General features: G+C 62.1%; 19 protein-coding genes and 1 pseudogene. 11 read left to right on the top strand and 9 right to left on the bottom strand.

Annotated elements, in window-relative coordinates; translation table 11 throughout:
• Positions 1 to 165 precede the first annotated feature (165 nt).
• Positions 166 to 1,503, top strand: a complete 1,338-nt coding sequence (gene astB / locus AACW18_RS04250) for an N-succinylarginine dihydrolase (protein ID WP_218387921.1) — start codon at positions 166 to 168, stop codon at positions 1,501 to 1,503.
• Between the two features lie 63 nt (positions 1,504 to 1,566).
• Here the strand turns inward: astB and sohB are convergent, their stop codons facing one another.
• On the bottom strand, positions 1,567 to 2,574 hold the full coding sequence (gene sohB, locus AACW18_RS04245) for a protease SohB (protein ID WP_218387920.1): 1,008 nt from the start codon (positions 2,572 to 2,574) through the stop codon (positions 1,567 to 1,569).
• A gap of 222 nt (positions 2,575 to 2,796) precedes the next feature.
• On the opposite strand from sohB, the gene AACW18_RS04240 reads away from it, so the two are divergent.
• Positions 2,797 to 3,567 (top strand): YciK family oxidoreductase, encoded by a 771-nt coding sequence (locus AACW18_RS04240; RefSeq protein WP_218387919.1) that lies wholly within the window; start codon positions 2,797 to 2,799, stop codon positions 3,565 to 3,567.
• An 88-nt stretch (positions 3,568 to 3,655) separates the two neighbouring features.
• Positions 3,656 to 4,540, top strand: coding sequence for a LysR family transcriptional regulator (locus AACW18_RS04235; RefSeq protein ID WP_218290659.1), 885 nt, complete (start codon positions 3,656 to 3,658; stop codon positions 4,538 to 4,540).
• Between the two features lie 129 nt (positions 4,541 to 4,669).
• Here the strand turns inward: AACW18_RS04235 and AACW18_RS04230 are convergent, their stop codons facing one another.
• A complete protein-coding gene (locus AACW18_RS04230) occupies positions 4,670 to 5,842 on the bottom strand; it encodes an MFS transporter (RefSeq protein ID WP_042652631.1) in 1,173 nt (390 codons plus the stop codon).
• Between the two features lie 162 nt (positions 5,843 to 6,004).
• Between AACW18_RS04230 and AACW18_RS04225 the strand changes: the two genes are divergently transcribed.
• Together AACW18_RS04225 and AACW18_RS04220 are read left to right on the top strand one after the other, a co-directional pair.
• Positions 6,005 to 7,147: a MalY/PatB family protein gene (locus AACW18_RS04225; RefSeq protein WP_218387918.1), complete on the top strand. Its 1,143-nt coding sequence runs from the start codon at positions 6,005 to 6,007 to the stop codon at positions 7,145 to 7,147.
• A gap of 157 nt (positions 7,148 to 7,304) precedes the next feature.
• A complete protein-coding gene (locus AACW18_RS04220) occupies positions 7,305 to 8,603 on the top strand; it encodes a TAXI family TRAP transporter solute-binding subunit (protein ID WP_218387917.1) in 1,299 nt (432 codons plus the stop codon).
• Positions 8,604 to 8,678: 75 nt separating this feature from the next.
• Here the strand turns inward: AACW18_RS04220 and AACW18_RS04215 are convergent, their stop codons facing one another.
• Positions 8,679 to 9,608: a LysR family transcriptional regulator gene (locus AACW18_RS04215; protein WP_218328473.1), complete on the bottom strand. Its 930-nt coding sequence runs from the start codon at positions 9,606 to 9,608 to the stop codon at positions 8,679 to 8,681.
• Between the two features lie 170 nt (positions 9,609 to 9,778).
• On the opposite strand from AACW18_RS04215, the gene AACW18_RS04210 reads away from it, so the two are divergent.
• Positions 9,779 to 11,035, top strand: a complete 1,257-nt coding sequence (locus AACW18_RS04210; protein WP_042652635.1) for an adenylosuccinate synthetase — start codon at positions 9,779 to 9,781, stop codon at positions 11,033 to 11,035.
• A 476-nt stretch (positions 11,036 to 11,511) separates the two neighbouring features.
• A complete protein-coding gene (gene ygjK, locus AACW18_RS04205) occupies positions 11,512 to 13,992 on the top strand; it encodes an alpha-glucosidase (protein WP_218387916.1) in 2,481 nt (826 codons plus the stop codon).
• 79 nt (positions 13,993 to 14,071) lie between these two features.
• Here ygjK and tyrS read toward each other — a convergent pair whose 3' ends face one another.
• A complete protein-coding gene (gene tyrS / locus AACW18_RS04200) occupies positions 14,072 to 15,271 on the bottom strand; it encodes a tyrosine--tRNA ligase (protein WP_218387915.1) in 1,200 nt (399 codons plus the stop codon).
• Between the two features lie 113 nt (positions 15,272 to 15,384).
• Between tyrS and AACW18_RS04195 the strand changes: the two genes are divergently transcribed.
• The 3 genes from AACW18_RS04195 (at position 15,385) to AACW18_RS04185 (ending at position 20,047) form a co-directional block, all read left to right on the top strand.
• Entirely contained in the window at positions 15,385 to 16,692 is a 1,308-nt protein-coding gene (locus AACW18_RS04195) for a peptidoglycan DD-metalloendopeptidase family protein (protein WP_218387914.1), read from the top strand.
• Between the two features lie 76 nt (positions 16,693 to 16,768).
• Positions 16,769 to 17,917 (top strand): anhydro-N-acetylmuramic acid kinase, encoded by a 1,149-nt coding sequence (locus AACW18_RS04190; protein WP_218387913.1) that lies wholly within the window; start codon positions 16,769 to 16,771, stop codon positions 17,915 to 17,917.
• Positions 17,918 to 18,781: 864 nt separating this feature from the next.
• Positions 18,782 to 20,047: a RidA family protein gene (locus AACW18_RS04185; protein WP_218387912.1), complete on the top strand. Its 1,266-nt coding sequence runs from the start codon at positions 18,782 to 18,784 to the stop codon at positions 20,045 to 20,047.
• Between the two features lie 178 nt (positions 20,048 to 20,225).
• Here the strand turns inward: AACW18_RS04185 and AACW18_RS04180 are convergent, their stop codons facing one another.
• From AACW18_RS04180 to AACW18_RS04160, 5 genes are all read right to left on the bottom strand, one after another.
• Entirely contained in the window at positions 20,226 to 20,591 is a 366-nt protein-coding gene (locus AACW18_RS04180) for a nuclear transport factor 2 family protein (RefSeq protein ID WP_339381459.1), read from the bottom strand.
• Between the two features lie 67 nt (positions 20,592 to 20,658).
• Positions 20,659 to 21,015 carry a hypothetical protein gene (locus tag AACW18_RS04175; protein ID WP_339381458.1) on the bottom strand — a complete coding sequence of 119 codons (357 nt, stop codon included), beginning with the start codon at positions 21,013 to 21,015 and terminating at the stop codon, positions 20,659 to 20,661.
• Between the two features lie 397 nt (positions 21,016 to 21,412).
• Positions 21,413 to 22,159, bottom strand: a complete 747-nt coding sequence (locus AACW18_RS04170) for a hypothetical protein (protein ID WP_232018908.1) — start codon at positions 22,157 to 22,159, stop codon at positions 21,413 to 21,415.
• A 360-nt stretch (positions 22,160 to 22,519) separates the two neighbouring features.
• Positions 22,520 to 23,257 carry a cold-shock protein gene (locus AACW18_RS04165; protein ID WP_170175993.1) on the bottom strand — a complete coding sequence of 246 codons (738 nt, stop codon included), beginning with the start codon at positions 23,255 to 23,257 and terminating at the stop codon, positions 22,520 to 22,522.
• A 107-nt stretch (positions 23,258 to 23,364) separates the two neighbouring features.
• Positions 23,365 to 23,538 carry a hypothetical protein gene (locus AACW18_RS04160; RefSeq protein WP_170175985.1) on the bottom strand — a complete coding sequence of 58 codons (174 nt, stop codon included), beginning with the start codon at positions 23,536 to 23,538 and terminating at the stop codon, positions 23,365 to 23,367.
• On the opposite strand from AACW18_RS04160, the pseudogene AACW18_RS04155 reads away from it, so the two are divergent.
• Positions 23,479 to 23,739, top strand: a pseudogene (locus tag AACW18_RS04155) (RidA family protein); the annotation flags it as partial. The gene AACW18_RS04160 and the pseudogene AACW18_RS04155 overlap by 60 nt on opposite strands.
• Positions 23,740 to 23,817: the final 78 nt, after the last annotated feature.

Genomic DNA, 23,817 nt, shown 5'->3' with positions numbered 1-23,817 from the left:
CCCTTTTTATATTTGAAACGACATATCCAACCGCTCCTGAAACATAAAAAACCACCTTGGTTATCAGCTTGTTACAAAAGACAAAATCTCTTTATAATGGCCATACGCCGCAGCTTTGTGCGCGGAAGGAACCGCTCCCCATATAAAAATCGAAAGGATGTAGTCATGAAGCACTTCGAGGTCAACTTCGACGGTCTGGTCGGCCCCACTCACAACTACGCCGGCTTGTCCTATGGCAACGTGGCTTCCCAGAGCAACGCCAAGGAGGCTTCCAACCCGAAGGAGGCGGCCAAGCAGGGGCTGCGCAAGATGAAGGCGCTGACCGAGCTCGGCATGACCCAGGGGGTGCTGGCGCCCCAGGAGCGACCCGATCTCGCCACCCTGCGCCGCCTCGGCTTCAGCGGTTCGGATGCCAGCGTGCTGGCCCAGGCCGCGAAACAGGCCCCCGCCGTGCTGGCCGCCTGTTATTCGGCCTCCAGCATGTGGACCGCCAACGCCGCTACCGTCTCGCCAAGCGCCGACACCCAGGATGGCCGCATTCACTTCACCCCCGCCAACCTGACCAACAAGTTCCACCGCTCCCTCGAGCCGGAGGTGACCGGCCGCATCCTGCGCGCCGTGTTCAACAACGATCGCCACTTCAGCCACCACCAGCATCTGCCGGAAAACGATCACTTCGGTGACGAGGGCGCCGCCAACCACACCCGGCTGTGCCGCGCCTACGGCGAGGCCGGGGTCGAACTGTTCGTCTATGGCCGCAGCGCCTTCGACGTCTCCCAGCCCGCCCCCAAACGCTACCCGGCCCGCCAGACTCTGGAGGCCAGCCAGGCCATCGCCCGCCTGCACGGCCTGGGGGAAGAGAGCGCGGTGTTCATTCAGCAGAACCCGGAGGTGATCGATCAGGGGGTGTTCCACAACGACGTGATCGCGGTGGGCAACCAGAATGTGCTGTTCTTCCACCAGCAGGCGTTTCTCAATACCGCCGGGGCCCTGGCCGAGGTGCGCGCCAAGTTCGGTGACGGCGAGCTGCACTTCATCGAGGTGCCGACCGCCGAGGTGTCGGTGCAGGATGCGGTGAAGTCCTACCTGTTCAACACCCAGATCCTGACCCTGCCGTCCGGCAAGATGGCGATCATCGCCCCCACCGAGTGCCAGGGCAACCCGGCGGTGTCCGCCTATCTGAACAAGCTGCTCACCCTGGGCACGCCGATCACGGGCGTGCACTTCATGGATGTGAAGCAGAGCATGCGCAACGGCGGTGGCCCCGCCTGTCTGCGGCTGCGGGTCGCCATGAACGATGCGGAGCTGGCCGCGGTCAACCCGGCCTGCCTCATCAACGACGGCCAGTTTGCCCGCCTGGATCAGTGGGTGGATCGCCACTACCGCGACAGCCTGGCACTAGATGACCTGCGCGACCCATCCCTGGTGCTGGAGACCCGCACCGCCCTGGACGAGCTGACCCAGATCCTCAAGCTCGGCTCCGTCTATCCCTTCCAGCGCTGAGCACTGGATAGAAAAAGCCGGGCAAATGCCCGGCTTTTTCATGCCTGTGGTGCAAGCAAGGCGTCAGCGCCAGGGGCTCTGCTGCCACAACCGGCCCAGACCCGCCTCCAGCGCCTGGGCGCCCTGCTGGCCCAGCCTCTGGGTCAGGCTCCTGGGCTTGCGGTAGCTGATGCCCACCACCTTGTGCTGGCTGGACTGTGCCAGCAGGTAGTCATCGCTGGTACAGAGGGTGTCCACCAGCCCCAGGCCCTTGGCCTGGCTCGCCAGCCAGTGTTCACCCGTGGTGACCCGGTCGATGTCGAGGTTCGGCCTGTGCTCGGCCACGAACGCCTTGAAGCGATCGTGGATGGCACCCAGCTCCTCGCGGAACTTCTCCCGCCCCAGATCGTCGTTCTCACCGAACATGGTGATGGTGCGCTTGTACTGGCCTGCGGTGTGCATCTCGAATTCGATGTCGTGTTTTTTCAACAGCTTGTTGAAGTTTGGCAACTGGGCTATCACCCCGATGGAGCCGACGATGGCGAAGGGGGCCGCCAGGATCTGATCCCCTACGCAGGCCATCATGTAGCCGCCGCTGGCCGCCACCTTGTCGATGGCCACGGTGAGCTTGATGTCTCTGTCGCGCAGGCGCTGCAGCTGGGAGGCCGCGAGGCCATAGCCGTGCACCACGCCACCGCCGGATTCGAGGCGCAGCAGCACCTCGTCGCCGGGTTGGGCCACCCCGATCACCGCGCTCACCTCTTCCCGCAGGGAGGCAACTTCCTTGGCATCCATGCTGCCGTGAAAGTCGATGACGAACAGGTGGCTGCGCTCATCGGTCGCCTTGGCACGCTGCTTGTGCAGCTCCTTGTGCTGCTTCTCCAGTTGCTTGCGCTGCGCCTTGCCGGCCAGGGCCAGCTGCAGCTTATGCTGCCCCTGCTCCAGCTCGCTGGAGAGATCGGTCACCACCAGCTCCCCCTTGCGCGCCTTGGGCTGACGGCTGCTGACCAGCATCAGTATGATGGCGCCTATGGCCAGCAGTAAGGTGAGGGTCTTGGCCAAAAACAGGCCGTATTCGGTCAAAAATGCCACTTGATGCTCCAAGATGAGTCGGTTTTTTCACATAGTAAGGAGTTTGGTGAGATGGTGCAAAAACTCTGCCACTGACCCCCGCATAACGCCGGCGGCCAGCCCTACCCCGCTGTTTTCTTCACATTTTTGCCGTCTCATACTGGTCAAGGGCAGTCCCGGATCAGTACACTTGCCCCTCATTGCCGCGCCCATCTGCCACGAACTGGTTATACAGGAGTCAACATGCTCGACTATCAGGCCCCCCGGGATCTGCTCAAGGACAAGGTCATTCTGGTGACGGGCGCCGGTGACGGCATAGGTCGCGAGGCGGCGCTCAACTACGCCGCCCACGGCGCCACCGTGATACTGCTCGGTCGCACCAGCAGCAAGCTCGAGGCGGTCTACGACCAGATCGAGGCCGCCGGCCACCCCCTGCCCGCCATAGTGCCGGTGGATCTGAAAGGCGCCACCGCCAGCCACTATCGCGGCATGGCCGAGACCTTCGCCCAGCAGTTCGGCCGCCTCGACGGCGTGCTGTTCAACGCCGGCCTGCTCGGCACCCTGTCGCCGTTCGAGCACATCCAGGAGCAGGAGTGGGACGAGGTGATGCAGGTCAACGTCAAATCCGAGTTCCTGCTGACCCAGGCGCTGCTGCCGCTCATTCGCCAGACCGCCAAGGCGCACGGCGATGCCTCCATCGTTTACACCTCCTCCAGCGTCGGTCGCAAGGGGCGCGCCTACTGGGGCACCTATGCCATCTCCAAGTTCGCCATCGAGGGGATGATGGAGGTGCTGGCCGACGAGCTGGAAAACACCGCGGTGCGGGTCAACACCCTCAACCCGGGCGGCACTCGCACCAAGATGCGGGCCAGCGCCTTCCCGGCGGAAGATCCGCAGCTGCTGAAGACCCCGGCCGACCTGGTGCCGCTCTACCTCTATCTGATGGGGGCCGACAGCCGTGGCAAGACCGGCCAGACCTTTGTTGCCCAACCGAAAGCGGCCCAACCCAAATAAGTCAACAAAATAACCAGATAGGGTTAAATTGAAGAGGGGGTGCCAGTGGCGCCCTGTTGAATCCCATCCGCCCCTGACAGGTTGAGCTATGTTTCGTCCCAAGAGCACGTTTGAGCAATGGAGGATCTTTCAGGCCGTGGTCGACTGTGGTGGTTACGCCCAGGCGGCCGAGGCGCTGAACAAGAGCCAGTCGTCCCTCAATCATGCGGTGGCCAAGCTGCAACAGAGTCTGGGGCTGGCCCTGCTGGAGGTGCGGGGACGCAAGGCGGTGCTGACGCCGGCGGGGGAGATCTTCCTCAAGCGGGCCCGCCAGCTCAGCCAGCAGGTGGAGGAGCTGGAGAACCTGGCCAACAACCTGGAGCGGCAGTGGGAGCCGCAGATCAACCTGTATGTCTCGGTGCTGCAGCCAAGGGAGCGGCTCTATCGGGCGCTGGCCCACTTCTATCCCCGCAGCCGGGGCTGCCGCATCAACCTGCACGAGCGGATCCACTGCCACTTCAATGCGCTGCAGGTGGGGGATCTGATGCTCTCCGAGCACCTGCCACACGATCGCACCGGCCTGCCGCTGGATGAGGTCTGCCTGCTGCCGCTGTGCGCGGCCGAGCATCCCCTCGCCAGCCTGACCGATCCCGTCAAGGCCGAGCATCTCGGCGCCCATAACCAGATAAGCCTGCACCCGCCCATCCATCGCTCGGTGGACTGGAACGATGCGGACGACACCGGCTGGAAGGCGACCCATTATCACGAGGTGCTCGCCATGTTGCGGCTCGGCCTCGGCTACGCCTGGTTGCCGCGCCACCTGGTGCAGGAGGAGCTCGCCAGTGGCAGCCTAGTACAGCTCAACCTGGAAGGGGGCAGCGAGCGCTACCTCTACACCTACCTGCTCACCCCCTCGACCGATGCGCTGGGGCCGGCGGCCGAGCTGCTGCTGCGCTGCCTGCGCAACGAATACCAGGCCGAGAGCGTCAAGTAAGCCCGGCTGTCAGCCCCTGCGCACGCCTTTAGGCGGGGCACAGAGGCAGCCGAGCCATCAGCCAGATTACTCCCTGTTTGCTCCCTGCTTACCCCTGCCTATCGGATCTCGGCGCCAGCCCTTCCAGCCTCACACATTGGGTACCCGCCAGCAGGCCGCCAGCGCCGCCAGCGCCAATCCGGTGGCCACCATGAAGACCCCGTGGAAACTCCAGATCTCGGCCACAGTCCCCGCGATCGCGCCCGCCATGATGGAGCCGGTGCGGATGCTGTTGGCAAACAGAGTGGTCGCCACCCCGGCCCGGCCCGGCATCAGATCCTGGAAGTAGGACATGCCGATCCCGGCCACTATGCCGATGAAGATGGCGTTGAGCAGTTGCAAGCCAATCAGCGCCGTCTGGCTCGACAGGGTCACCAGCCCCACGTAGAAACCGAAGCCGGCCAGCACCGCCAGCAGCATCATGGGTCGCTTGCCGAAGCGCCGGGTGTAGTAGCCCGCCAGCAGCATGAAGGGGATCTCGAGCGCCGCCGCCGTGCCCATCAGGATCCCGGCGAGCTTCTCCTCCAGCCCCAGCTCACGGGTGATGTAGAGCGGCATGTTGATGAGGTACATGCTGTTGCAGGTCCACATCAGGGTGGAGGCGATGAACAGCGCCCGCACCGAAGGGTCCCGCCAGCTGCTGACCCGCTCCGTCTCGCCATTGGACTTGGGCAGCGGCAGGGAGGGCAGCCAGCGCCAGACCACGAAGGCGCAGATGAGGTAGGCGAAGGCCGAGGCCAGGTACATCACCTCGAAGCCGTAGCCGATGGCGAGCGCGAAGGCGGCCGGCGGCCCTATCACCCAGGCCAGGGAGAACTGGGCCCGCAGCACAGAGCTGAACATGTCGGCGCGCTTGTTGCGGCTGTCGGCATATTCCCGCGCCAGAGCGAACAGCTGAGGGCTGGCTGTGGCGGTCAGGCTCGCCAGCACCACCCCCAGGCTCACCAGCAACCAGTACTGCCGGTTCCAGGCAAACAGCAGGGAGAGCACTATGCCGGCGAAGCAGCAGCGCAGGATCAGCTGTTTGCGATCCCCCTTGCTGTCGGAGCGGTGGCCGAGCCACTGGCTGATGAGGATGCCTATCACCGCATTGACGGTGTAGAACAGGCCCACCAGGAAGGGGCGCACCTGCACCTCCTCGGCCAGGAACAGGCTCAGGGTCGGCACCTGCAGCGCCACCGCCACCCCGGTCATGAAGGTCACGGCCAGGAAAGAGAGGGAAACGGGATCCGGCCTCTTGCGGGCTGCGGTCAATAAACTCATAGAGATACCATCGATAAGGGAGAGAAAAAGGAGCCAGGAACCGGCAGCTGTATAAAATGACGGCGCTCATTTTATGTCACTATCAAGAGCCACCTCAAGGCTTGCGAGGCCAGGTCCAAGTCCGTACATTGGTAAACCCTCTGGCCAGCACAAGGATTTCACATGTTTGATTTTGATCGGGAGATAGATCGCCGCCATACCATGAGCCTGAAATGGGACAAGTACAAGACTCAGGACATGCTGCCCATGTGGGTGGCCGACACCGATTTTCGCTCCCCCCCTGCGGTGATCGAGGCGCTCACCCAGAGGGTTGCACACGGCATCTTCGGCTACTCCCGCCCCTCGCCCCGCCTGATCGAACTCATAGTGACCCGCATGCAACAGCGCTATGACTGGGCCATCCAGCCGGAGTGGCTGGTCTTCCTGCCCGGCGTGGTGCCCGGCCTGAACCTGGCCTGCAAGGCCTGGAGCCAGCATGGCCGTGGCATCATCACCCCCAAGCCGGTCTATTACCCCTTCCTGCTGGCGCCGGGCTTCAACGATCGCCCCTTGCTCACAGTCCCCATGATCGAGGAGGCCGGGCGCTGGGTGCTGGATCTGATCGAGCTCGAGCGCCAGGCCCCCTCCGCCGACCTGCTGCTGCTGTGCAACCCGCACAACCCGGGCGGCACCGTCTTCACTCGCGAGGAGCTGGAGGCCATCGACGCCATCGCCGAGCGCCACAATCTGGTTGTCTGCTCGGACGAGATCCACTGCGATCTGCTGCTGGATAAAGATGCCCGCCACATTCCCTATGGCGCCCTGAGCCCGGCCGCGGCCGAGCGCTGCGCCGTGATGATGGCCCCGAGCAAGACCTTCAACATCGCCGGCCTGTGCTGCTCCTTCGCCGTGGTGCCCAACGCGCGTCTGCGACTCAAGTTGCAACAGGCGATGCGCGGCATCAGCGCCGACGTCAACCTGCTGGGCTTCGTGGCGGCGGAGGCGGCCTACGAGGGCGGCGAGCAGTGGCTCACCGAGCAGCTCGACTATCTGTCAGCCAATCTGGCGTTGATCGAGCAGGCGGTCGCCCGCTGGCCCGGCGTCAAGCTGGCCAATAACCAGGCCACCTACCTCGCCTGGATCGATGTCAGCGCGCTCGGGCTGGACGATCCCGTCGCCTTCTTCGAGCAGGCCGGGGTGGGGCTCTCCCCCGGCGCCCAATTCGGCGATGGCCAGTTCGTGCGGCTCAACTTCGGCTGCACCAGGGCGCGTCTCGTCGAGGCGCTGGCGCGCATGGAGAAGGCCATCCTCCAGATCCGCCGCTGATGACGCGGGCACCGGAGGCGGCGACAGGCCGGCCGCCTCCACTGATTGACGCGAATGGCGAAAGCCATTCTGGTTTGCATCTGGTATAGATAAGATGTGACCCATGCCGGGATGGGCTTGCCCCATCCCTTTTTATCCGCCATTGATCCGGTTCACTATGCACCCACGAGTCCTGCGCCACCGCTCGCCCCTGTTCCGCTTCGCCCTGCCCTGGCTGGCGGCGCTGCTGGCGCTGCCCCTCTCTGCCGCCCCTGCCTACATCACCATAGGCACGGGGGCGCTCAACGGCGTCTACTACCCGACCGGCGGCGCCATCTGCCGTCTGCTCAACGAAGAGAGCAGCCAACATGGGTTGCACTGCACGGTGCAGAACACCTCGGGCTCCCTCGCCAATCTGGTCGCCCTGGCCAAGGGCGACATCCAGCTCGCGTTGGTGCAGTCGGATGTCCTGTACCATGCGGCCCATGGCAGCGGCCCCTTCACGGGCGAGGCGCCAAACGACAAGCTGCGCAGCCTGTTTAGGCTCCATCAGGAGTCGCTGACCCTGCTCGCCAGCGCCACCAGCAACATCACCACCCTGGCCGATATCGAGGGCAAGCGGGTGGATCTCGGTAACTCCGATTCGGGGGATCGCGTCACCAGCCAGGCGCTGCTCGATGCCATGGGCTGGCAGGCGAGCAGCTTCGCGGCGGCACCCGCCGCCTCGGCCAGCAATCCGCTGGAGGGCCTCTGCAACGGCAGCCTGGACGCCGCCTTCGTGGTGGCTGGCCATCCCAATCAGGGGATCGGCGATCTGACCGGCCGCTGCAAGGCCCGCCTCATCCCCATCGAGGGAGAGCAGATCGATCGCCTGCTCAAGAACCACCCCTACTACCAGCGCAGCCGCATCGGGGCCAACCTCTATCCGGGCCAGACCAGCGGCATCAGCACCTTTGCCGTGACCGCCGAGCTGGTGGCGCTGGACAGCCTGCCTCAGGAGGAGGTGCGCACCGTTCGTGACGTGCTGAGCAGCCGCCTCAAGCAGTTCACCCGCCTGCACCCGGCGCTGACCACCCTCACCCCGGAATCCATGCAGAGCGACAACATAGTCCCGCCCCATCCGGGCATGCAGGATGCTCCGGCCCAGGCGCCGCTCCTCGCCCCCGAGTCGCTCAGCCCCTCGGCCGCGGAGGGCACGGCGGCAGCCCCCTCGCCGGAAGGTTCCCCCGCCCGGCCCGAACAAGGCACGAGTGCCGTACTGCCGGCCGACTCTGGCGCCGTGGCGACCGATGCCGCGACCCCGGCACTCGAAGGACAGGTGGTGCCCCAGGGCGGCACCGCGATGCCAGGGGCCCCCTCAGCCGCGCCCGAGCAGGAGCTCCTGCTCCCGGCCACACCGGCGGCAGAGCCCGATCGGGTGCCGGCCCAGCCGAGCGGCGCCGCCCCCACGGCGCAACCCCAGCCAGCCGCCCAGTGAGCGCCGGCGACGATCAGTAACGAGAGAGGCCACCCCGGGGTGGCCTCTCTCGTTGTCAGCGCCGCTGTGTTCGCGTCACTCTCGCGACTTGGCGGCCGAGGTCAGGGATCCCGACGACATCCCGGGGCCCTGGATCTCCTCCTCCACCCAGTGCAGCAACTGCTTGATGGCCCGCGACAGCACCTGATTCTGGCGCACCACATACCCTAAGCTGGTGGCGGGGAAATCGGTCAGCCGGGTCACGGGAGCGCTGAGCTTGAGCCGGGGATGGAGGGAGAAGTCCGGCACTATGGCCACCCCGAACCCCGCCTCGGCCCAGTCGAGCTGGGCGTCCACGCTGCCCACCTCCATGATGCGGCAGGGCGGCAGCCCCAGCAGCGGCAGGGAGGGGTCGATCAGCGCCCGGGTGCGGGTGTCATGGCCCAGCAAGATGAGCGTCGGCTCATCCAGGGGATCACTCTCCCCCGCCTTATGACGTGCCTGCCAGCGCGCCAGCCCGTGCCCCAGGGTGCACCAGGTCACCTGCTGCAGCTCGGTGTAGGAGAGCGGCTCGCTGCGCTTCTGCGCCATCACGAAGCCCAGATCCGCCCGCCCCGTCTTGACCAGCTCGGCCGCCTGATCCGAGGTGGTGTTGAACAGGGTGAGATCGATGCCCGGGAAGGCCTGCTTGAAGCGCTGGAACGGCTGGATCAGCAGCAGCCGCGAGAGGATATCGCTGGCGGCGATGGCCAGGGTGCCCTGGCTCAGCTGGTTGAGGGCATTGAGATCGGACTGGCACAGCTGCAGCTCGGCGATGGCGCGCTCGGCGCTTTGCAGCAGCCGCTCACCGGCCTGGGTGAGGCGAAACGGGCTGCGCTCTATCAGCTTGACTCGGGTGGCCTGCTCCAGGTTCTTGAGGTGCAGGCTGACATTGGGCTGGGTCATGTGCAGTTCGGTGGCGGTCTGGCCGAAGTGCTGCAGGCGGGCCAGGGTGACGAAGGTGTTTAACCAGTGAATATCCAACATGAGGTAACTCTCGCCCACGGCTGGCGCGGGATGGCGCGTCATGGCGGGGGCTTTGCCGATAAATTGGCCACAATTATATGACTTCCTTATCGGAATTATAAAGATAATTAATTTTTCTAATCCACCCCAGGCTCCTAGGATGAACGCCTAACGTCTTAGGAGAAAGAGTCATGTCGTCTATCGTAGTCGTAGGTGCTAACTGGGGTGATGAAGGCAAGGGCCGCATCGTCGATTATCTGGCAGGTGAGTCCGCCGCCAGCATCCGCTTCCAGGGCGGCAACAACGCCGGCCACACCGTGGTCAACGATCTCGGCACCTTCAAGCTGCACCAGCTGCCGAGCGGTGTCTTCAACCCGGATTGCCTGGTTGTCCTCGGCCCTGGCATGGTGATCAGCCCCGAGCCCCTGACCAAAGAGCTGGCCGAAGTGAAGGCCGCCGGCGTGACTCCGAAGCTCGCCATCTCCGATCGCGCCACCTTCTGCCTGCCGATCCACGCGCTGGAAGACACCCTGGAAGAAGTGCGTCTGGGTGACGGCGCCTACGGCTCCACCCGTCAGGGCATTGCCCCGGCTTACGGTGATCGGGTCATGAAAAAAGCGATCCTGGTGGGCTGGCTGAAACAGCCGGAAGTGCTGGTCGAGCGCATCCAATTCTTCCTCGACTGGAAACTGCCGCAGCTCAAGGCGCTCTACCCGAGCTTCGAGTTCAGCCAGACCGCCCAGGAAATGGCCGACTGGCTGCTGGAAGTGTCCGCGCCCTGGATCGACGCCGTCTGCAACGTCAGCGAGCCGCTCAAAGCCATCCAGGCCCAGAACGGGACCCTGCTGTTCGAAGCCCAGCTGGGCGCCGGCCGTGACCTGATCTACGGTGAGTACCCCTGGGTGACCTCTTCCCACGTCTCCGGCGCCTACGCCGGTATCGGTGGCGGCCTGCCGGCCCTGCGCCCCGAGCGCGTGATTGCCGTGGCCAAGGCGTTCAGTACCTCTGTGGGTACCGGCACCCTGATCACCGCCATGGAGAACCAGGAAGAGTTCCGCAAGTTCGCCAACGAGTTCGGTGCCACCACAGGCCGTCCCCGTGACATCGGCTACTTCGATGCGGTCGCCACCAAGCAGGGTCTGGAGATCCAGGCCGCCAACGAGATCGCCCTGACCAAGCTGGACTGCCTCTCCGGCATGCCGGATCTGAAGATCTGCGTGGCCTACGAAGGTGCCAACACCGAGAACCCGATCTGGCCGCAGACCGCCGGTCTGAAGCCGGTGTACGAGTCCATGGAAGCCTGGAGCGAAGACATCTCTCACATCCGCAAGTTCGAAGACCTGCCCAAGGCTGCCCAGCACTATGTGCTGCGCATCGAAGCCCTGCTGGGGGTGCCGGTGCCCATGGTCTCCGTCGGCCCGGGCCGTGAGCAGATGATCCTGCGCTAAGTCGCTCGCATCGCTGCTGCTAAGGCAGATAAAAACCGGTCTCCATGAGGCCGGTTTTTTTATGGCTGTCTCTCGACGAGCTGACACCCAACCCCGCTGTGCATGGCGCCCCTGTCCACCTGCGCCATCTGCCCTCACCCAGTCGCCACAGTCGCTCACCCCGTTCCCCTCACCTGCGGCGACGACTCCCCTCCCGCTCAACCCCCGTTTCAGGCAGGAGTTCGGCTGCGCCTCATCCCCCTCTACACACCCGCGCGCCGGTTGCGGCCACACGATAAGTAAATAGTTACTAAAACATCCATCTGTGTAACCTCTTGTAACCCGGTGATCCCGCTCACACTCCCTCGCCTGACCCTGTGATGAAGCGCCAAAAAGTGCCGACAAATTGCTCTACAATGACAATCGCAAACGCTTTCACTAAAAAACAGATAAAAAAACACCTACCTCAACCTACAAATCAGTAATTGGAGCGAGACATGTTTCGTAAAAATTTACTTTCCATCGCCCTGGGCGTCGCCCTGTTCGGACTGGCCGCCTGCAACGGCAATGACTCCAGCGCCCCGACCCCGCCCAGCCCGACCCTGGCGAGCCAGTACAAGAATGTGATCGATCGCAGCGGCACCCCGCTCCAGTTCCGAGACTTCGACAGCTACTCCAACCTCAAGTACAACCCGCTGCTCGATCTGGGGGCCTGGCACGGCTTCCTGCTGCCCGCCAGTGAAAACGAATGGGGCGGCTTCACCGGCCCCATGGTGATCGCCGAGGAGTACAGCCTGTTCTTCGCAAGCGAATTGGACAAGCTGACCCTGAGCGACGAGAGCGGCCGCCAGTACCCGCTCACATCCGCCAGCAAGCACGAGCTCTACGCCATCCCCGGGGCGCTGATCCAGCGCTACGAGTTCGATACTTTCAGCCTGGAGCTGGAGCTGCGCTACGGCGACGCCCGTACCGCGCTGATCCGCACGCGGCTGAGCAACCACACCGATGCGCCCCTCACCCTGAGCCTCGACTGGCAGGGCGAGCTGCTCAACCAGTGGGATGCCAAGAAGACCATCGCCGAGCAATACCCGAACTGGACCCGCACCATCAGCCAGAGCGAACAGGGGGTCGAGTTCCAGTTCGGCGAACTGCGCAGCACCTGGAACATCATGCAGAGCGGCAGCGCCAGCTATCGCATCGATCGCACCCTGGCCAGCCGCACCACCCTGGACGAGAAGACCCTCGGCTACCGCAGCGAGGCCAGCCTCACCCTGGCCGCCAAGGGCAGCGAGGACGTCTACACCCTGCAGAGCTATGTCCACTCCAGCGATGAGGCGAGCCACTACCAGCAGAGCCGCCAGGCCCTGCTGGCCAATCCGGCCGACTACTTCGATGCCTCCATCCGCCGCTGGGAGGGCTACCTCGAGCGCGGCCTCTCCAACCAGGGCATCGCCGAGTCGGAGCGTCGCATCGCGGTCAAGGCGATGGAGACTCTCAACGGCAACTGGCGCTCCCCTGCCGGCGCCATACTGCACGACGGGGTGACCCCCTCCAACACCGCCCGCTGGTTCGACGGTGTCTGGGCCTGGGACAGCTGGAAGCACGCCTACGCCATGGCTCACTTCAACCCAGAAGTGGCCAAGAACAACGTGCGCGCCATGTATGACTATCAGGTCCAGCCGAACGATCCGGTGCGGCCGCAAGACGCGGGCATGGTGATCGACGCAGTCTTCTACAACAAGCTCTCCGATCGGGGCGGCGACGGCGGCAACTGGAACGAGCGCGACACCAAGCCGCCGCTCTCCGCCTGGGCCATCTGGGAGATCTACAGCGCGACCCAGGACAAGGCCTTCATCGCCGAGATGTATCCCAAGCTACAGGCCTATCACGACTGGTGGTACCGCGCGCGGGACAACAACCACAACGGCATCATCGAATACGGCGCCACCAAGCACGTCGAGCACAACGACGAGTTCGGCAACATCACCTTCAAGGTGCAGTACGCCAACGGCGTGCCCGCCGGGCTGGATCTCGCGAGCTGCACCAGCGAGGGAGATGGCTGGTACGCCTGCGCCGGCATGCCGCTCTATCAGCAGGTGCTGAGCGTCGGCGGTTACAGCGAGATGGACATAGGTGCCCAGCATGGCGCCGGCTGGGAGTCCGGCATGGACAACGCCGCCCGCTTCGGCTTCATCGAGCAAGACCAACTGCAGCGCTATGCCGACAAAACCTATGGCGGCGACCTCGCCAAGGCCCGCCAGGACTGGAACGTCGCCTTCTTCGAGAACCACGAAGACGACGGCAGCCTCATCGGCTTCTCCATCGATCAGGAGTCGGTGGAGCTCAACGCCTTCCTCGCCAAGGAGAAGCGCATCCTGGCGGACATGGCCGAGCTGCTCGGCAAGGCGGACGAGGCGAGCCGCTACCGCGAGGGGGCAAGCCAGCTCGCCGGCTACATCAACGGCTGTCTGTTCGATGAGGCCTCCGGCTTCTATTACGATCGCCAGATCGCCCAAGGCGATGTGGCGGACGCCAACGGCTGCGTCGGCAAGCTGCTGACCGCCCGTGGCCGTGGGCCGGAAGGCTGGAGCCCGCTCTGGGCCGAGGTCGCCGACAAGGAGAAGGCCGCCCGGGTGCGCGAGGTGATGCTCAACGCCCAAGAGTTCAACACCAAGGTGCCGCTCGGCACGGCGGCGCTGACCAACCCGGCCTATGACCCCAACATCTACTGGCGCGGCCGGGTCTGGCTGGATCAGTTCTACTTCGGGGTGAAGGGGCTGGAGAACTACGGCTATCGCGACGATGCCCAGATGCTGGTCAACAAGCTGTTCAGCAACGCCGAAGGGCTGGCGGGCAGCGGCCCCATCCGCGAGAACTACAACCCGGAGACCGGCGCCATGCAGGGGGCCAGCAACTTCAGCTGGAGCTCGGCCCACCTCTATATGCTCTATCGCAACTTCCTGAAAAAAGAGGGCTGATCCCCGGTTCGGGACCAGCGCCAACAAAAAGGCCTCCATCATGGAGGCCTTTTTTTATCGGGACGCGGGGGGTCACCGCTTACTTGACAGTCACCCGGGCAAACTTGCGCTTGCCGACCTGATAGACGGCGGTGCCGGCACCGACCAGTGTCTTGCCATCGTCCAGCTTCTCGCCATCACGCTTGACCGCGCCCTGCTTGATCATGCGCAGCGCCTCCGAGGTGGTGGCCACCAGATCGGCGTCTTTGAGCAGGTTGGCGATGGCCAGGCCGTCCCCTTCCAGCGCCAGTTCGACTTCCGGCATCTCGTCCGGGATGGCGTTCTTGGAGAAACGCTGGGTGAAGTCTTCGTGGGCCGCCTCGGCCGACGCCTCGTCGTGGTAGCGGGTGATGATCTCCTTGGCCAGCCAGATCTTCACGTCGCGCGGGTTCAGGGTGCCGGCGGCGATGCCGGCCTTGAAGCCTTCGATGTCAGCCAGCGGGCGGGAGGAGAGCAGCTCGTAGTAGTTCCACATCAGATCGTCGGTGATGGACATGATCTTGCCGAACATCTCCCCCGGGGCATCGTGCACGCCTATGTAGTTGGCGGCGGACTTGGACATCTTCTTGACGCCGTCAAGACCCACCAGCAGCGGCATCATCAGCACGCACTGGGCGGCCATGCCGGCATCTTTTTGCAGCTCGCGGCCCATCAGCAGGTTGAACTTCTGATCGGTACCGCCGAGCTCCACATCCGCCTTCAGCGCGACCGAGTCATAGCCTTGCAGCAGCGGGTAGAGGAATTCGTGAATGGCGATGGACTGGCCGCCGGTGTAGCGCTTCTTGAAGTCGTCGCGCTCCATCATGCGGGCCACGGTCTGCTTGGCCGCCAGCTTGATCATGCCGGTCGCGCCCAGCTCACCCAGCCAGCTGGAGTTGTACTCGATGCGGGTCTTGGCGGGATCCAAAATCTTGAACGCCTGCTCGGCATAGGTGAGGGCGTTGTGCTTGATCGCGTCTTCGGAGAGCGGCGGACGGGTGCTGTTCTTGCCGGACGGATCACCCACCATGGCGGTGAAGTCGCCGATCAGCAGGATGATCTCGTGGCCCAGGTCCTGGAAGGTCTTCAGCTTGTTGAGGATCACGGTGTGACCGAGGTGAATGTCGGGAGCCGTCGGGTCCATGCCCAGCTTGATACGCAGCGGGCGTCCTTCCTTCAACTTGGCGACAAGTTCTTCTTCCACCAGAATTTCTTCCGCTCCGCGCTTGATCTCGGCTAGCGCCACCTCGAGCTGGGACATTTTTTGACTCTCCAATCACGATTCCACAGGGCCAAACATCTTACTGGAATGGCGGGCCAATTGGAAAGGCTGTAAAATCCGACCTTCTTTTCTGCTCAACTTCGTCCGCCTCAATGATTATTTGGAACGCCTTCAACTCTCTTCCCACCTGGCACCGCAAGATGGTGCTGATCCTGAGCATCATGGTGATGATGCTGGCGGCCTGGCCGAGCGAACAGGCGGTGGCCACCCGGGTCAACGGTGACGAGCAACTCGCCGATGCCTCACCCCTCGATGAAGGTGAGGCACAGCCGCAGGCGCTGGCCGAGCGGCGTGCCAAGCCGAGCTACATCACCAAGCAGGTGAAGGTGCGCGCCGGCGACAACATGCAGGTCATCTTCCAGCGCCTCGGCCTCAGCGCCGGCGATCTCTACCTCATCGCCCAGCTCGATGCGACCAACCCCTTGCGCGCCCTGCAACCCGGTCAGGAGCTCACCTTCAAACTCACCAGGAACGGCGATCTGCACAGCCTCTACTATCCCCACAGCCTGGAGCAGGCGCTCAAGGTCAGCCGCAAGGCCGAAGGTTTCGTCGCCAGAGCGGTCAAGCTGGAGCTCGACACCCGCGAGCAGGTCGCCAGGGGCGAGATCCGCTCCAGCTTCTGGGGCGCCGCCGTCGAGGCGGGCATGAACGAGGATCAGATCATGGACTTGGCCGCCATCTTCGGCTGGGACATCGACTTCGCCCAGGATCTGCAGCCGGGGGACAGCTTCCGGGTGGTCTATCAGGAGAAGTACCAGGACGACGAGCGGGTCGCCTCCGGCGATATCCTGGCCGCCGAGTTCATCAACCAGGGCGCCGCCTATCGCGCCGTGCTGAACGAGGATGGCAACTACTACACGCCGGAAGGCAAGGCGATGCGCAAGAGCTTCCTGCGCGCGCCGGTCAACTTCAAATACATCAGCTCCAACTTCAACCCGCGCCGCCTGCACCCGGTCACCGGCAAGATCCGCCCCCACAACGGCATCGACTATGTGGCGCCGGTGGGCACCCCCATCATGGCGGCGGGCTCCGGCAGCGTGGTGGCGGCCGGTTACAACCAGTTCAACGGCAACTATGTGTTCATCAAGCATGCCGGCAACTATGTGACCAAGTACCTGCACCTCTCAAAACGCACCGTCAACAAGGGGCAGCGGGTGAAGCAGGGGCAGACCATCGGCAATCTGGGGGGCACAGGCCGGGTCACAGGCCCGCACCTGCACTATGAATTCGTGGTGGGCGGCGTGCACAAGAACCCGCGCACCCTCAGCCTGCCCCAGGCCGAGACGCTCACCGGGCGGGAGCTGGCCAGCTTCAAGGCCCAGGCCATGCCCCAGCTGGCGAAACTCGGCAGCCCCGAGCTGCAGCTGGCCCAGAACAAGCGGGATAATGGCGGCAGTTGACGCGTTGGCAACCCATCCACCGCACGGGCTCGCACCCGGTGACGGCTTGAATGCAGAGAGATCATAAGGAGAGGCCATGAGTGAGCGCTATATCGGATTGATGTCAGGCACCAGCATGGATGGCATAGATGCTGTGCTGATCGCGCTCGACGGCGAGACGCTGCGGGTCGAGGCGGCGCTCTGCCACCCCTGGCCGGCTGAGACCGCCCGCGAGCTGCATGCCCTCTGCACCCCGGGCGACAACGAGATAGACCGCATGGGGGTGGCCGACAATCGGGTGGCGCGGGAATTTGCCGCCGCGACCCACGCCTTGCTGGCCAAGGCGGGGCTTGAGCCCAGGGAGATCCGCGCCATCGGTTCCCACGGCCAGACCATACGCCACCGCCCCCAGCTCGGCTTTACCCTGCAGATCGGCAACGCCGCCCTGCTGGCCGCCCTGACCGGCATCGACGTCATCGCCGACTTTCGCACCCTGGACATGGCCCTCGGCGGCCAGGGGGCGCCCCTGGTGCCCGCCTTCCATCAGGCCATCTTCGCCAGCCCCGGCGCCCTGCGGGTGGTGCTGAACCTCGGCGGCATCGCCAATATCTCGGTGCTGCCGGGTCATGCCGATGGCGCTGAGGGCGCTGGTTTAAACGGCTCTGGTTTAAACGTCTATGGCTTCGATACCGGCCCCGCCAACACCCTGCTCGACGGCTGGTATCGCCGCCATCACCCGCAAGGCGGCGACTACGATGCGAATGGCCGCTGGGCCGCCAGCGGCCGGTTGCTCCCGGCGCTGCTGGCAAGGCTGCTGGCCCACCCCTACTTCGCCGCCCCCTGGCCCAAGAGCACGGGGCGGGAGATGTTTACCCTAGACTGGCTCGACGGCGAGCTGGCTGGCGCGGCCTACGCCCCTGTGGATGTGCAGCGCACCCTGCAAGCGCTGAGCTGCCACAGCATCGCCCGCCAGCTGCCCGTGCTGGACGAGGCTCAGGGCCAGGCCGAGCTGTTTGTCTGCGGCGGCGGTGCCCATAACGGCCCGCTGCTGGCGGAACTCGCCGCCCTGCTACCCCGCTGGCGCCTGGCCAGCACCGCCGAGCTGGGGCTGGCCCCCGACTGGGTGGAGGGAGCCGCCTTCGCCTGGCTCGCGATGCGCTTCATCCAGCGTCAACCGGGCAACCTGCCTGCCGTCACCGGCGCCAGCCGCCCGGCGGTCCTGGGCGCCCTCTATCCCGCCGGATAAGGGCGCTTGCCGGCCGGGAATCAGCCTCAGGTGCTAACGCTTGAGGCTGATTCAGAGCACGTATTCAAACCTCCCGCCTCTCGTGCACCTGCCTGCGTCTGACGATGGTCAGGCGGGCACAGGACCATCTCGCGGCCCTTCACGCCACTCTTCAAATCACTCTTCAAATCACTCTTCACAGTACGGCTGCAATTTCATGGCATATATTTCTGGTGCTTTGGCAAGCAAGAACTGACCAGGATCCGTGCACAAGGCGCCATTCACAGGGTGCCGTAATGAATCACCCATGCAGATATATTGAATTATATTCCCGCCACATCTTTATTAACTCATCCATTAGCTTCGGCTAGCATATTTTAAAGCGCCGAGATAGATCCCTTAAAATCCTAAAAGCGCATATCCATGCACAATAAATTTAATTAACTGCAAGATGGTGCATGTTATTAACGCTTTATTCACAGTATTGGCCAGCCCTCACGAAGGGAAGAACCCTTGGCCCGCGGGCTTGCCCACGGCAAAAGAGCAGAGCCTGTCACGCTAAGAGCCTATGCAGCATGAATTGAATAGCAAAATAGCGATATTTCAGTCCATTGAGCCATCTCATATAAATGAGATCCCGGTTTGCATCCCACCGGAAGCCACTCATAGAATCGCTGCGTCTGAAATAATCAACCCAATCTCTGCCTCCCTTATCCAACCCCTCTTGCGAGTGGCTTGAAAATAATAATCGGGAAGCTGGATCCCGTTCCCTGCGGCATACCCAATGCCCAGAACCCGAAGCGACGACTTTGTCGCTACCAGGGTCAGCGAGGAGCGCGATCAGAGAGGGGCAAACTGTACTTTGCATTAACGAGGAGTATCGATATGAGTGGCACTATCATCAAGGCTGCAAGAAATACTGAACAGGCCCCCCAGCATTTAGGCCCATATACTCAAACTGTGGCGTTCTCCCATTACAATAATATTTCCGCCCAACTACCTGTCGATCCCAAAACAGGCAAAATGATCGCGGGCAATGTCAAGGTGCAGGCCCAGCAGTGCCTGAATAACATCAAGGCCATCGTCGAAAGCATCGGCCATGTGATGGACGATGTGGTGAAAGTCACCATCTTCCTGCAAGACATGGCGGATCTGGAGGCGGTCAACGCAGTTTATCGCGAATTCTTCCCGCACTATGTGCCGACCCGCACCACCCTGGCGGTGGCCGCCCTGCCGATGGATGCCCAGGTCCAAATCGAAGCCATCATCTCCAATGGCGAAGGCACCTTCCCGCAGGCACCCTGCGCCCTCATCAAGCTGGCCCGCAATAGCGACAAGGCGCCGCAAGACCCGCTCTCGACCCATACCGTCGCCTTCTCTCACTACAACAATATCGGCGCGCAACTGCCGATCGAGGCGGCATCGGGCAAGTTGGTCGCCGGTGGCATCCAGGAGCAGGCGGCTCAGTGCCTGAAAAATATCAAAGCCATCCTGGAAAGCATCGATGTGCCGTTTGACGACATCGTCAAGGTGAATGTCTACCTGAAAAACCTCGCCGATATGGACGCCGTCAACACCGTCTATACCACCTTCTTCCCGGACTCGGCCATCGCCCGCGCCGTCGCCTATGTGCCGGCCCGCTCCGTGATTTGCGCCTCTGCCCTGCCCATGGATGCCCTGGTGCAGATGGATGCGGTGATCTCCCACGGTGACGGCACGCCGCCGCAACTGGTGGAAGACAGACACAATCTGGTGATCCGGGCCAGCAACACGGACAAGGCACCTAAGAGTCCGCTGCATTCACAGACCGTTGCCTTCTCCCACTACAACCATATTGCAGGCCAACTGCCGCTGGATGTTGCCACTGGCAAGATCCTGGCCGGTTGTGTCAAGGAGCAGACCGCCCAGTGCCTCAGCAATATCAAGGCGATTGTGGAGAGCATCAGCCATGTGATGGACGATATCGTCAAGATCAATATCCAGCTGAAACACATCGAGGATATGGAAGCGGTCAACGCCATCTATACCCAATACTTCCCAGACTATCTGCCAGCCCGCACCGTCATTGGCGTTAGCGAACTGCCCGCCGGTGCCCTGGTGCAGATCGATGCCGTAGTCTCCAATGCGGAAAGCACCCCGCCGCAGGCATAAGGTATTGTTCTAACGAAAAAAGACACCGGCTGAGGCCGGTGTCTTTTTATGCCTGAAGTATCAGAGGGGCCACCCCGAGCATGGGAGCCCACTCAGACCAGTGCCGCCCCTGGGCGCACTGGTTCACTGCTTGCTGGCGGGCCTGGCCACATGGGCCAGCTCGCCCGGTGCGCTTACCCTATGACGACCTGGTCAGCCGCTGGTTGAGCAGCTTGAAGGTGGCTCTGGCGATCAGATCATGCTCGATGAGGTAAATGCACAGCATCTCTATGGCGCCGGCCCCCTCCGGGAAGTTGCGCCTGACTCGCTCGTGGTCGATGACGACATTATCGTCGCTGTGGCGAGACAGCAGCTCGGCATGAAGATCCGGCTCCATGAAGCGCGAGGCGATATTGACCCGCATATGGGCTTTATCCCGTGCTATGAGTTCCCCCTCGATGGAATACTGGGCCGCCCCCTCTGAATAGGTCGCCAGCCAGGCTGCCATATCCTTCCTGTTATAGGCATCCAGCTGCCTCTGAACTATCGCTTCGCAAGCATTCATCTTTCCAATCCATTAGAAATCCGTGAGCGGGATACTATACAGCCCGCTGTCTCGCGGGCCCCCTTCGTCAGCTTATAGTGCGTTTAAGCTCAATTTCCTGCTCTTTAAACATCGCATAATCGCTGGACGATCGACTCTTGGCGGCGGTAATCCATTGCACCCCGGTTTCATCCCCATGCTTGAACTCCAGTCTGAACTCATATTTGGCACTCGCAGCCAGTGCCATGATGGCGCCCACCACAAACCCCATCGCGGGGAGCAGCAGGGTAACGCCCTTCCCCTGCTCTTCCGTCGGTATAAAGACAAACAAGATGCTCGATGTGAGCACCCCAAGCAGAACCATATTCAGCAAGTGATTTTTCCAGCTGAGCACTCTTACTTGCACATCAGCAATTTTATCCAGCTCATAGCTGTCGGCATTCACCTGCAATTTTCCAGTCGATGGTTGAATGGAGATAGAACAAGGCATTGGCACCCTCCGTTGTATTAATAATCTTATTTATCAGCTGATATTTTTATAATTAGCATGCCCTGCATCGACACCGGCCGGCACAGGGAGGCACCATCGCCGAATGACCGCCAGGCAGGCCGCTACTATCCAGACGAGTCGCAGACTGGGTATGGTACCGGATGGCGCCAAATAGCAAAGCCGATTGAAGAGAAAAAGCGAGGCGGCGCAACTTATTATCCTGGGGAGCCCGGACTCGAGGCTCGCTCGTCGGTTCCCCCTTGCCAACCAATCAACGCCGCCCATCAAAAAGCGCCTCCCGGGGGAGGCGCCTTGCAATGCAGGATCATCAGGAGTGGCCGGGCTCTGCCGCCTAGAACGCACTCCTGAACAGCCGGATGGCCTGGCGCCGCACCGGGGCACAGAGCGGGGGCTTGGGCGGCACCAGGTTGATCTGGCCACGGCCGGTGCGGGTCTCGCCGCGCAACAGGATCTGGATGTAGTGAGGATCCTGTCGATGGATGAACCGGGACGCCTGATAAGCCCAAGGCTTGGGGATCCCCCAGAGGGTGCTGGCGAGGGCCCCGACGATGCAGAAGAAGGCGGGCTCCCGCAGCCCCATCCTCACCCCGTTTTCCAGCGCCTCCTTGAACGAGTGGGAGTGGGCGATGCAGGTCATGACATTGACCATGAAGGCCACATAGTCATCATGACCTCCGGCTCCGACTCTGGCCCTCAACTCGGCCTCTGGCCGATAGCCAAACTGGTGGCCGATGTTTTCCAGCACCGCATTGCGCTGGCGAATGACCCTGGCATAGAACATCAGCATCGCGGTGCAGTCGAGCACCTGGCAGAGCACATCATGGTGAGGGTGTGTCTTGCTGGGGCGAGGCGCCGTCAACAGCGCCATCTCCTCCGAGATGGCGAGCAGGCCGATCGGCACCGCCGTGCTTATAAACGAGAGATCCACCGACAGCTCAAGATCCTGGTCGCTCTCCAGTTGGGCGATGACGACATGCTCGGCAAACAGACGGCGCTGCCGGTCGATGAGCGCGCCATAGACCAGGTCTCTGAACTTCTTCTGCGGATAGGGGGTATCGAGCAGGGTCTCCATCGTCATGATGGCGGCCGAGACCCGGCCACGCAGCTGGTAATCGGGAGGGAGCGGGAAATGCTTCCCCAGCCGGGGAGGAGGCCGGAGTGAACCGGATCGACAATACATATCACCCAATACAAAACCCAACATAGTTCCTCCGCTTTCAGATAGTGATGATCACCCTGCGATCGCCGATCGTTACCTCCAGAAGAACATCAAACGGTATGCACTTATTGTCCTCATGACATCAAACCGCCGGTCTCCCTGGCAACACCACCATCATAGAAGGAATCATTTATTTTAACCGCACGCCACCTCCCACTTACGACATTAAAAACATATTTAATAGTAATGATTACCATCGAAACAAACTGAATATTCAGACTATTTTAATATTGGCTCAAGCCACGTATCACTGTGTTTTTTTCGGTTATACAAAAAGCCTGTTCCCACCAACATAATAATGAACAAGGGATGAATAAATAAGGCAATCAGAGAACAGAGCAATACCACCTTCCAAGTGACCTTTCGCTTTTTCTGGGCAAGGAGTTGCTGCGTTTGCTCTGCGGCCCTGGCGCGCTGATTCAAACCAGTCAACTCATCCCACTCATGGTCCCCGTTGGCATGACGTTTTGCCAAGGTTGCAACCCTGCCCCGAAAGTGGTGAATGGTGAAGCGATGTGTGCCCCGGCCAGTGCCAGCCTCGGCACCTGTCGTCTTGTAATACTCCAGCTTGAGCAACGCATTGGCACCCAATCCCCGAGCATGTTCAATAGCCTGTCGCCTGGCCTCATTCGGTGACTCTCTGGAGGCACCATGTACGATCCAGTCACCCAGCTCGACAATGTCCCAACCCCTCACGCTCTCCGAGCCCGAGGTCATAAATTCATCCGGGGTGATATAACCCGGGGCCTCAGTAGGATGAAGCAATGAGCAGTGGGTCGCCTTATATCCCTTGGGCGTCGCCTGCTGTTCGAATGTGACCATGGCCTCTTCCGCCAGCAGGGCTATTTGTGCGTCATTCTTGAAGCTGCTGTCATGAAAGAAATAATCTTTGCCATCCTTGCCCTTGATAAAGCCATAGCGCTTTTCTGGCAAATAACTGGTTATTGTTCCCTGCATTAATGTGTGACCACCGCTGCAATTAAATAAGAGAATAACGTTCCAGACCGCACATCCTGGGCAACTGCTCGGCAGCCACGTCAATGACGAGATCGGAACACAGGACCTCATAGTGCATGAAAGAACCGGGTATAGTCAGCCGTGGCAAAGGTGTCACTGGCCACAAAGTCCAGAAAGGGCGAGCAGAGGATCGTTTCCCAAATCTGCCATTCGGCCATCACAAGGAACAGACTGCCCAGTGCCTCGGTCATATCAAGGCGATTGTGGAGAGCATCAGCCATATGATGGACGATATCGTCAAGGTCAATATCCAGGTCGCCAATATCGCGGATCTGGCGGAGGTGGATGCCATCTATACCCGCTATTTCCCGAGCTATCTGCCCGCCCGCACCGTATTTGGGGTGAGCGAACTGCCCGCCGGTGCCCTGATGCAGATGGATGCGGTACTCTCCAATGCGGAAAGCACCCCACCTCTGGTTTAAGGCATTTCTCTAGCAATAAAAAGACACCGGCTTAGGCCGGTGTCTTTTTACATTACTTACCCATGCATACAGATAATG

Source organism: Aeromonas sp. sia0103, from assembly GCF_963895295.1.
Taxonomy (GTDB): Bacteria; Pseudomonadota; Gammaproteobacteria; order Enterobacterales; family Aeromonadaceae; genus Aeromonas; species Aeromonas encheleia.
Note: the sequence above shows the minus strand (reverse complement) of the source record. Positions and strands in the feature narration are given on the sequence as shown.

What these genes read in the sequence shown, in the direction of transcription:
- astB (WP_218387921.1), top strand. Translation starts at nt 166, where the DNA reads ATGAAGCACTTCGAGGTCAACTTCGACGGTCTGGTCGGCCCCACTCAC.
- AACW18_RS04240 (WP_218387919.1), top strand. Translation starts at nt 2,797, where the DNA reads ATGCTCGACTATCAGGCCCCCCGGGATCTGCTCAAGGACAAGGTCATT.
- AACW18_RS04235 (WP_218290659.1), top strand. Translation starts at nt 3,656, where the DNA reads ATGTTTCGTCCCAAGAGCACGTTTGAGCAATGGAGGATCTTTCAGGCC.
- AACW18_RS04230 (WP_042652631.1), bottom strand. Translation starts at nt 5,842, where the DNA reads ATGAGTTTATTGACCGCAGCCCGCAAGAGGCCGGATCCCGTTTCCCTC.
- AACW18_RS04225 (WP_218387918.1), top strand. Translation starts at nt 6,005, where the DNA reads ATGTTTGATTTTGATCGGGAGATAGATCGCCGCCATACCATGAGCCTG.
- AACW18_RS04220 (WP_218387917.1), top strand. Translation starts at nt 7,305, where the DNA reads ATGCACCCACGAGTCCTGCGCCACCGCTCGCCCCTGTTCCGCTTCGCC.
- AACW18_RS04215 (WP_218328473.1), bottom strand. Translation starts at nt 9,608, where the DNA reads ATGTTGGATATTCACTGGTTAAACACCTTCGTCACCCTGGCCCGCCTG.
- AACW18_RS04210 (WP_042652635.1), top strand. Translation starts at nt 9,779, where the DNA reads ATGTCGTCTATCGTAGTCGTAGGTGCTAACTGGGGTGATGAAGGCAAG.
- ygjK (WP_218387916.1), top strand. Translation starts at nt 11,512, where the DNA reads ATGTTTCGTAAAAATTTACTTTCCATCGCCCTGGGCGTCGCCCTGTTC.
- tyrS (WP_218387915.1), bottom strand. Translation starts at nt 15,271, where the DNA reads ATGTCCCAGCTCGAGGTGGCGCTAGCCGAGATCAAGCGCGGAGCGGAA.
- AACW18_RS04195 (WP_218387914.1), top strand. Translation starts at nt 15,385, where the DNA reads ATGATTATTTGGAACGCCTTCAACTCTCTTCCCACCTGGCACCGCAAG.
- AACW18_RS04190 (WP_218387913.1), top strand. Translation starts at nt 16,769, where the DNA reads ATGAGTGAGCGCTATATCGGATTGATGTCAGGCACCAGCATGGATGGC.
- AACW18_RS04185 (WP_218387912.1), top strand. Translation starts at nt 18,782, where the DNA reads ATGAGTGGCACTATCATCAAGGCTGCAAGAAATACTGAACAGGCCCCC.
- AACW18_RS04180 (WP_339381459.1), bottom strand. Translation starts at nt 20,591, where the DNA reads ATGAATGCTTGCGAAGCGATAGTTCAGAGGCAGCTGGATGCCTATAAC.
- AACW18_RS04170 (WP_232018908.1), bottom strand. Translation starts at nt 22,159, where the DNA reads ATGACGATGGAGACCCTGCTCGATACCCCCTATCCGCAGAAGAAGTTC.
- AACW18_RS04165 (WP_170175993.1), bottom strand. Translation starts at nt 23,257, where the DNA reads ATGCAGGGAACAATAACCAGTTATTTGCCAGAAAAGCGCTATGGCTTT.
- AACW18_RS04160 (WP_170175985.1), bottom strand. Translation starts at nt 23,538, where the DNA reads ATGGCTGATGCTCTCCACAATCGCCTTGATATGACCGAGGCACTGGGC.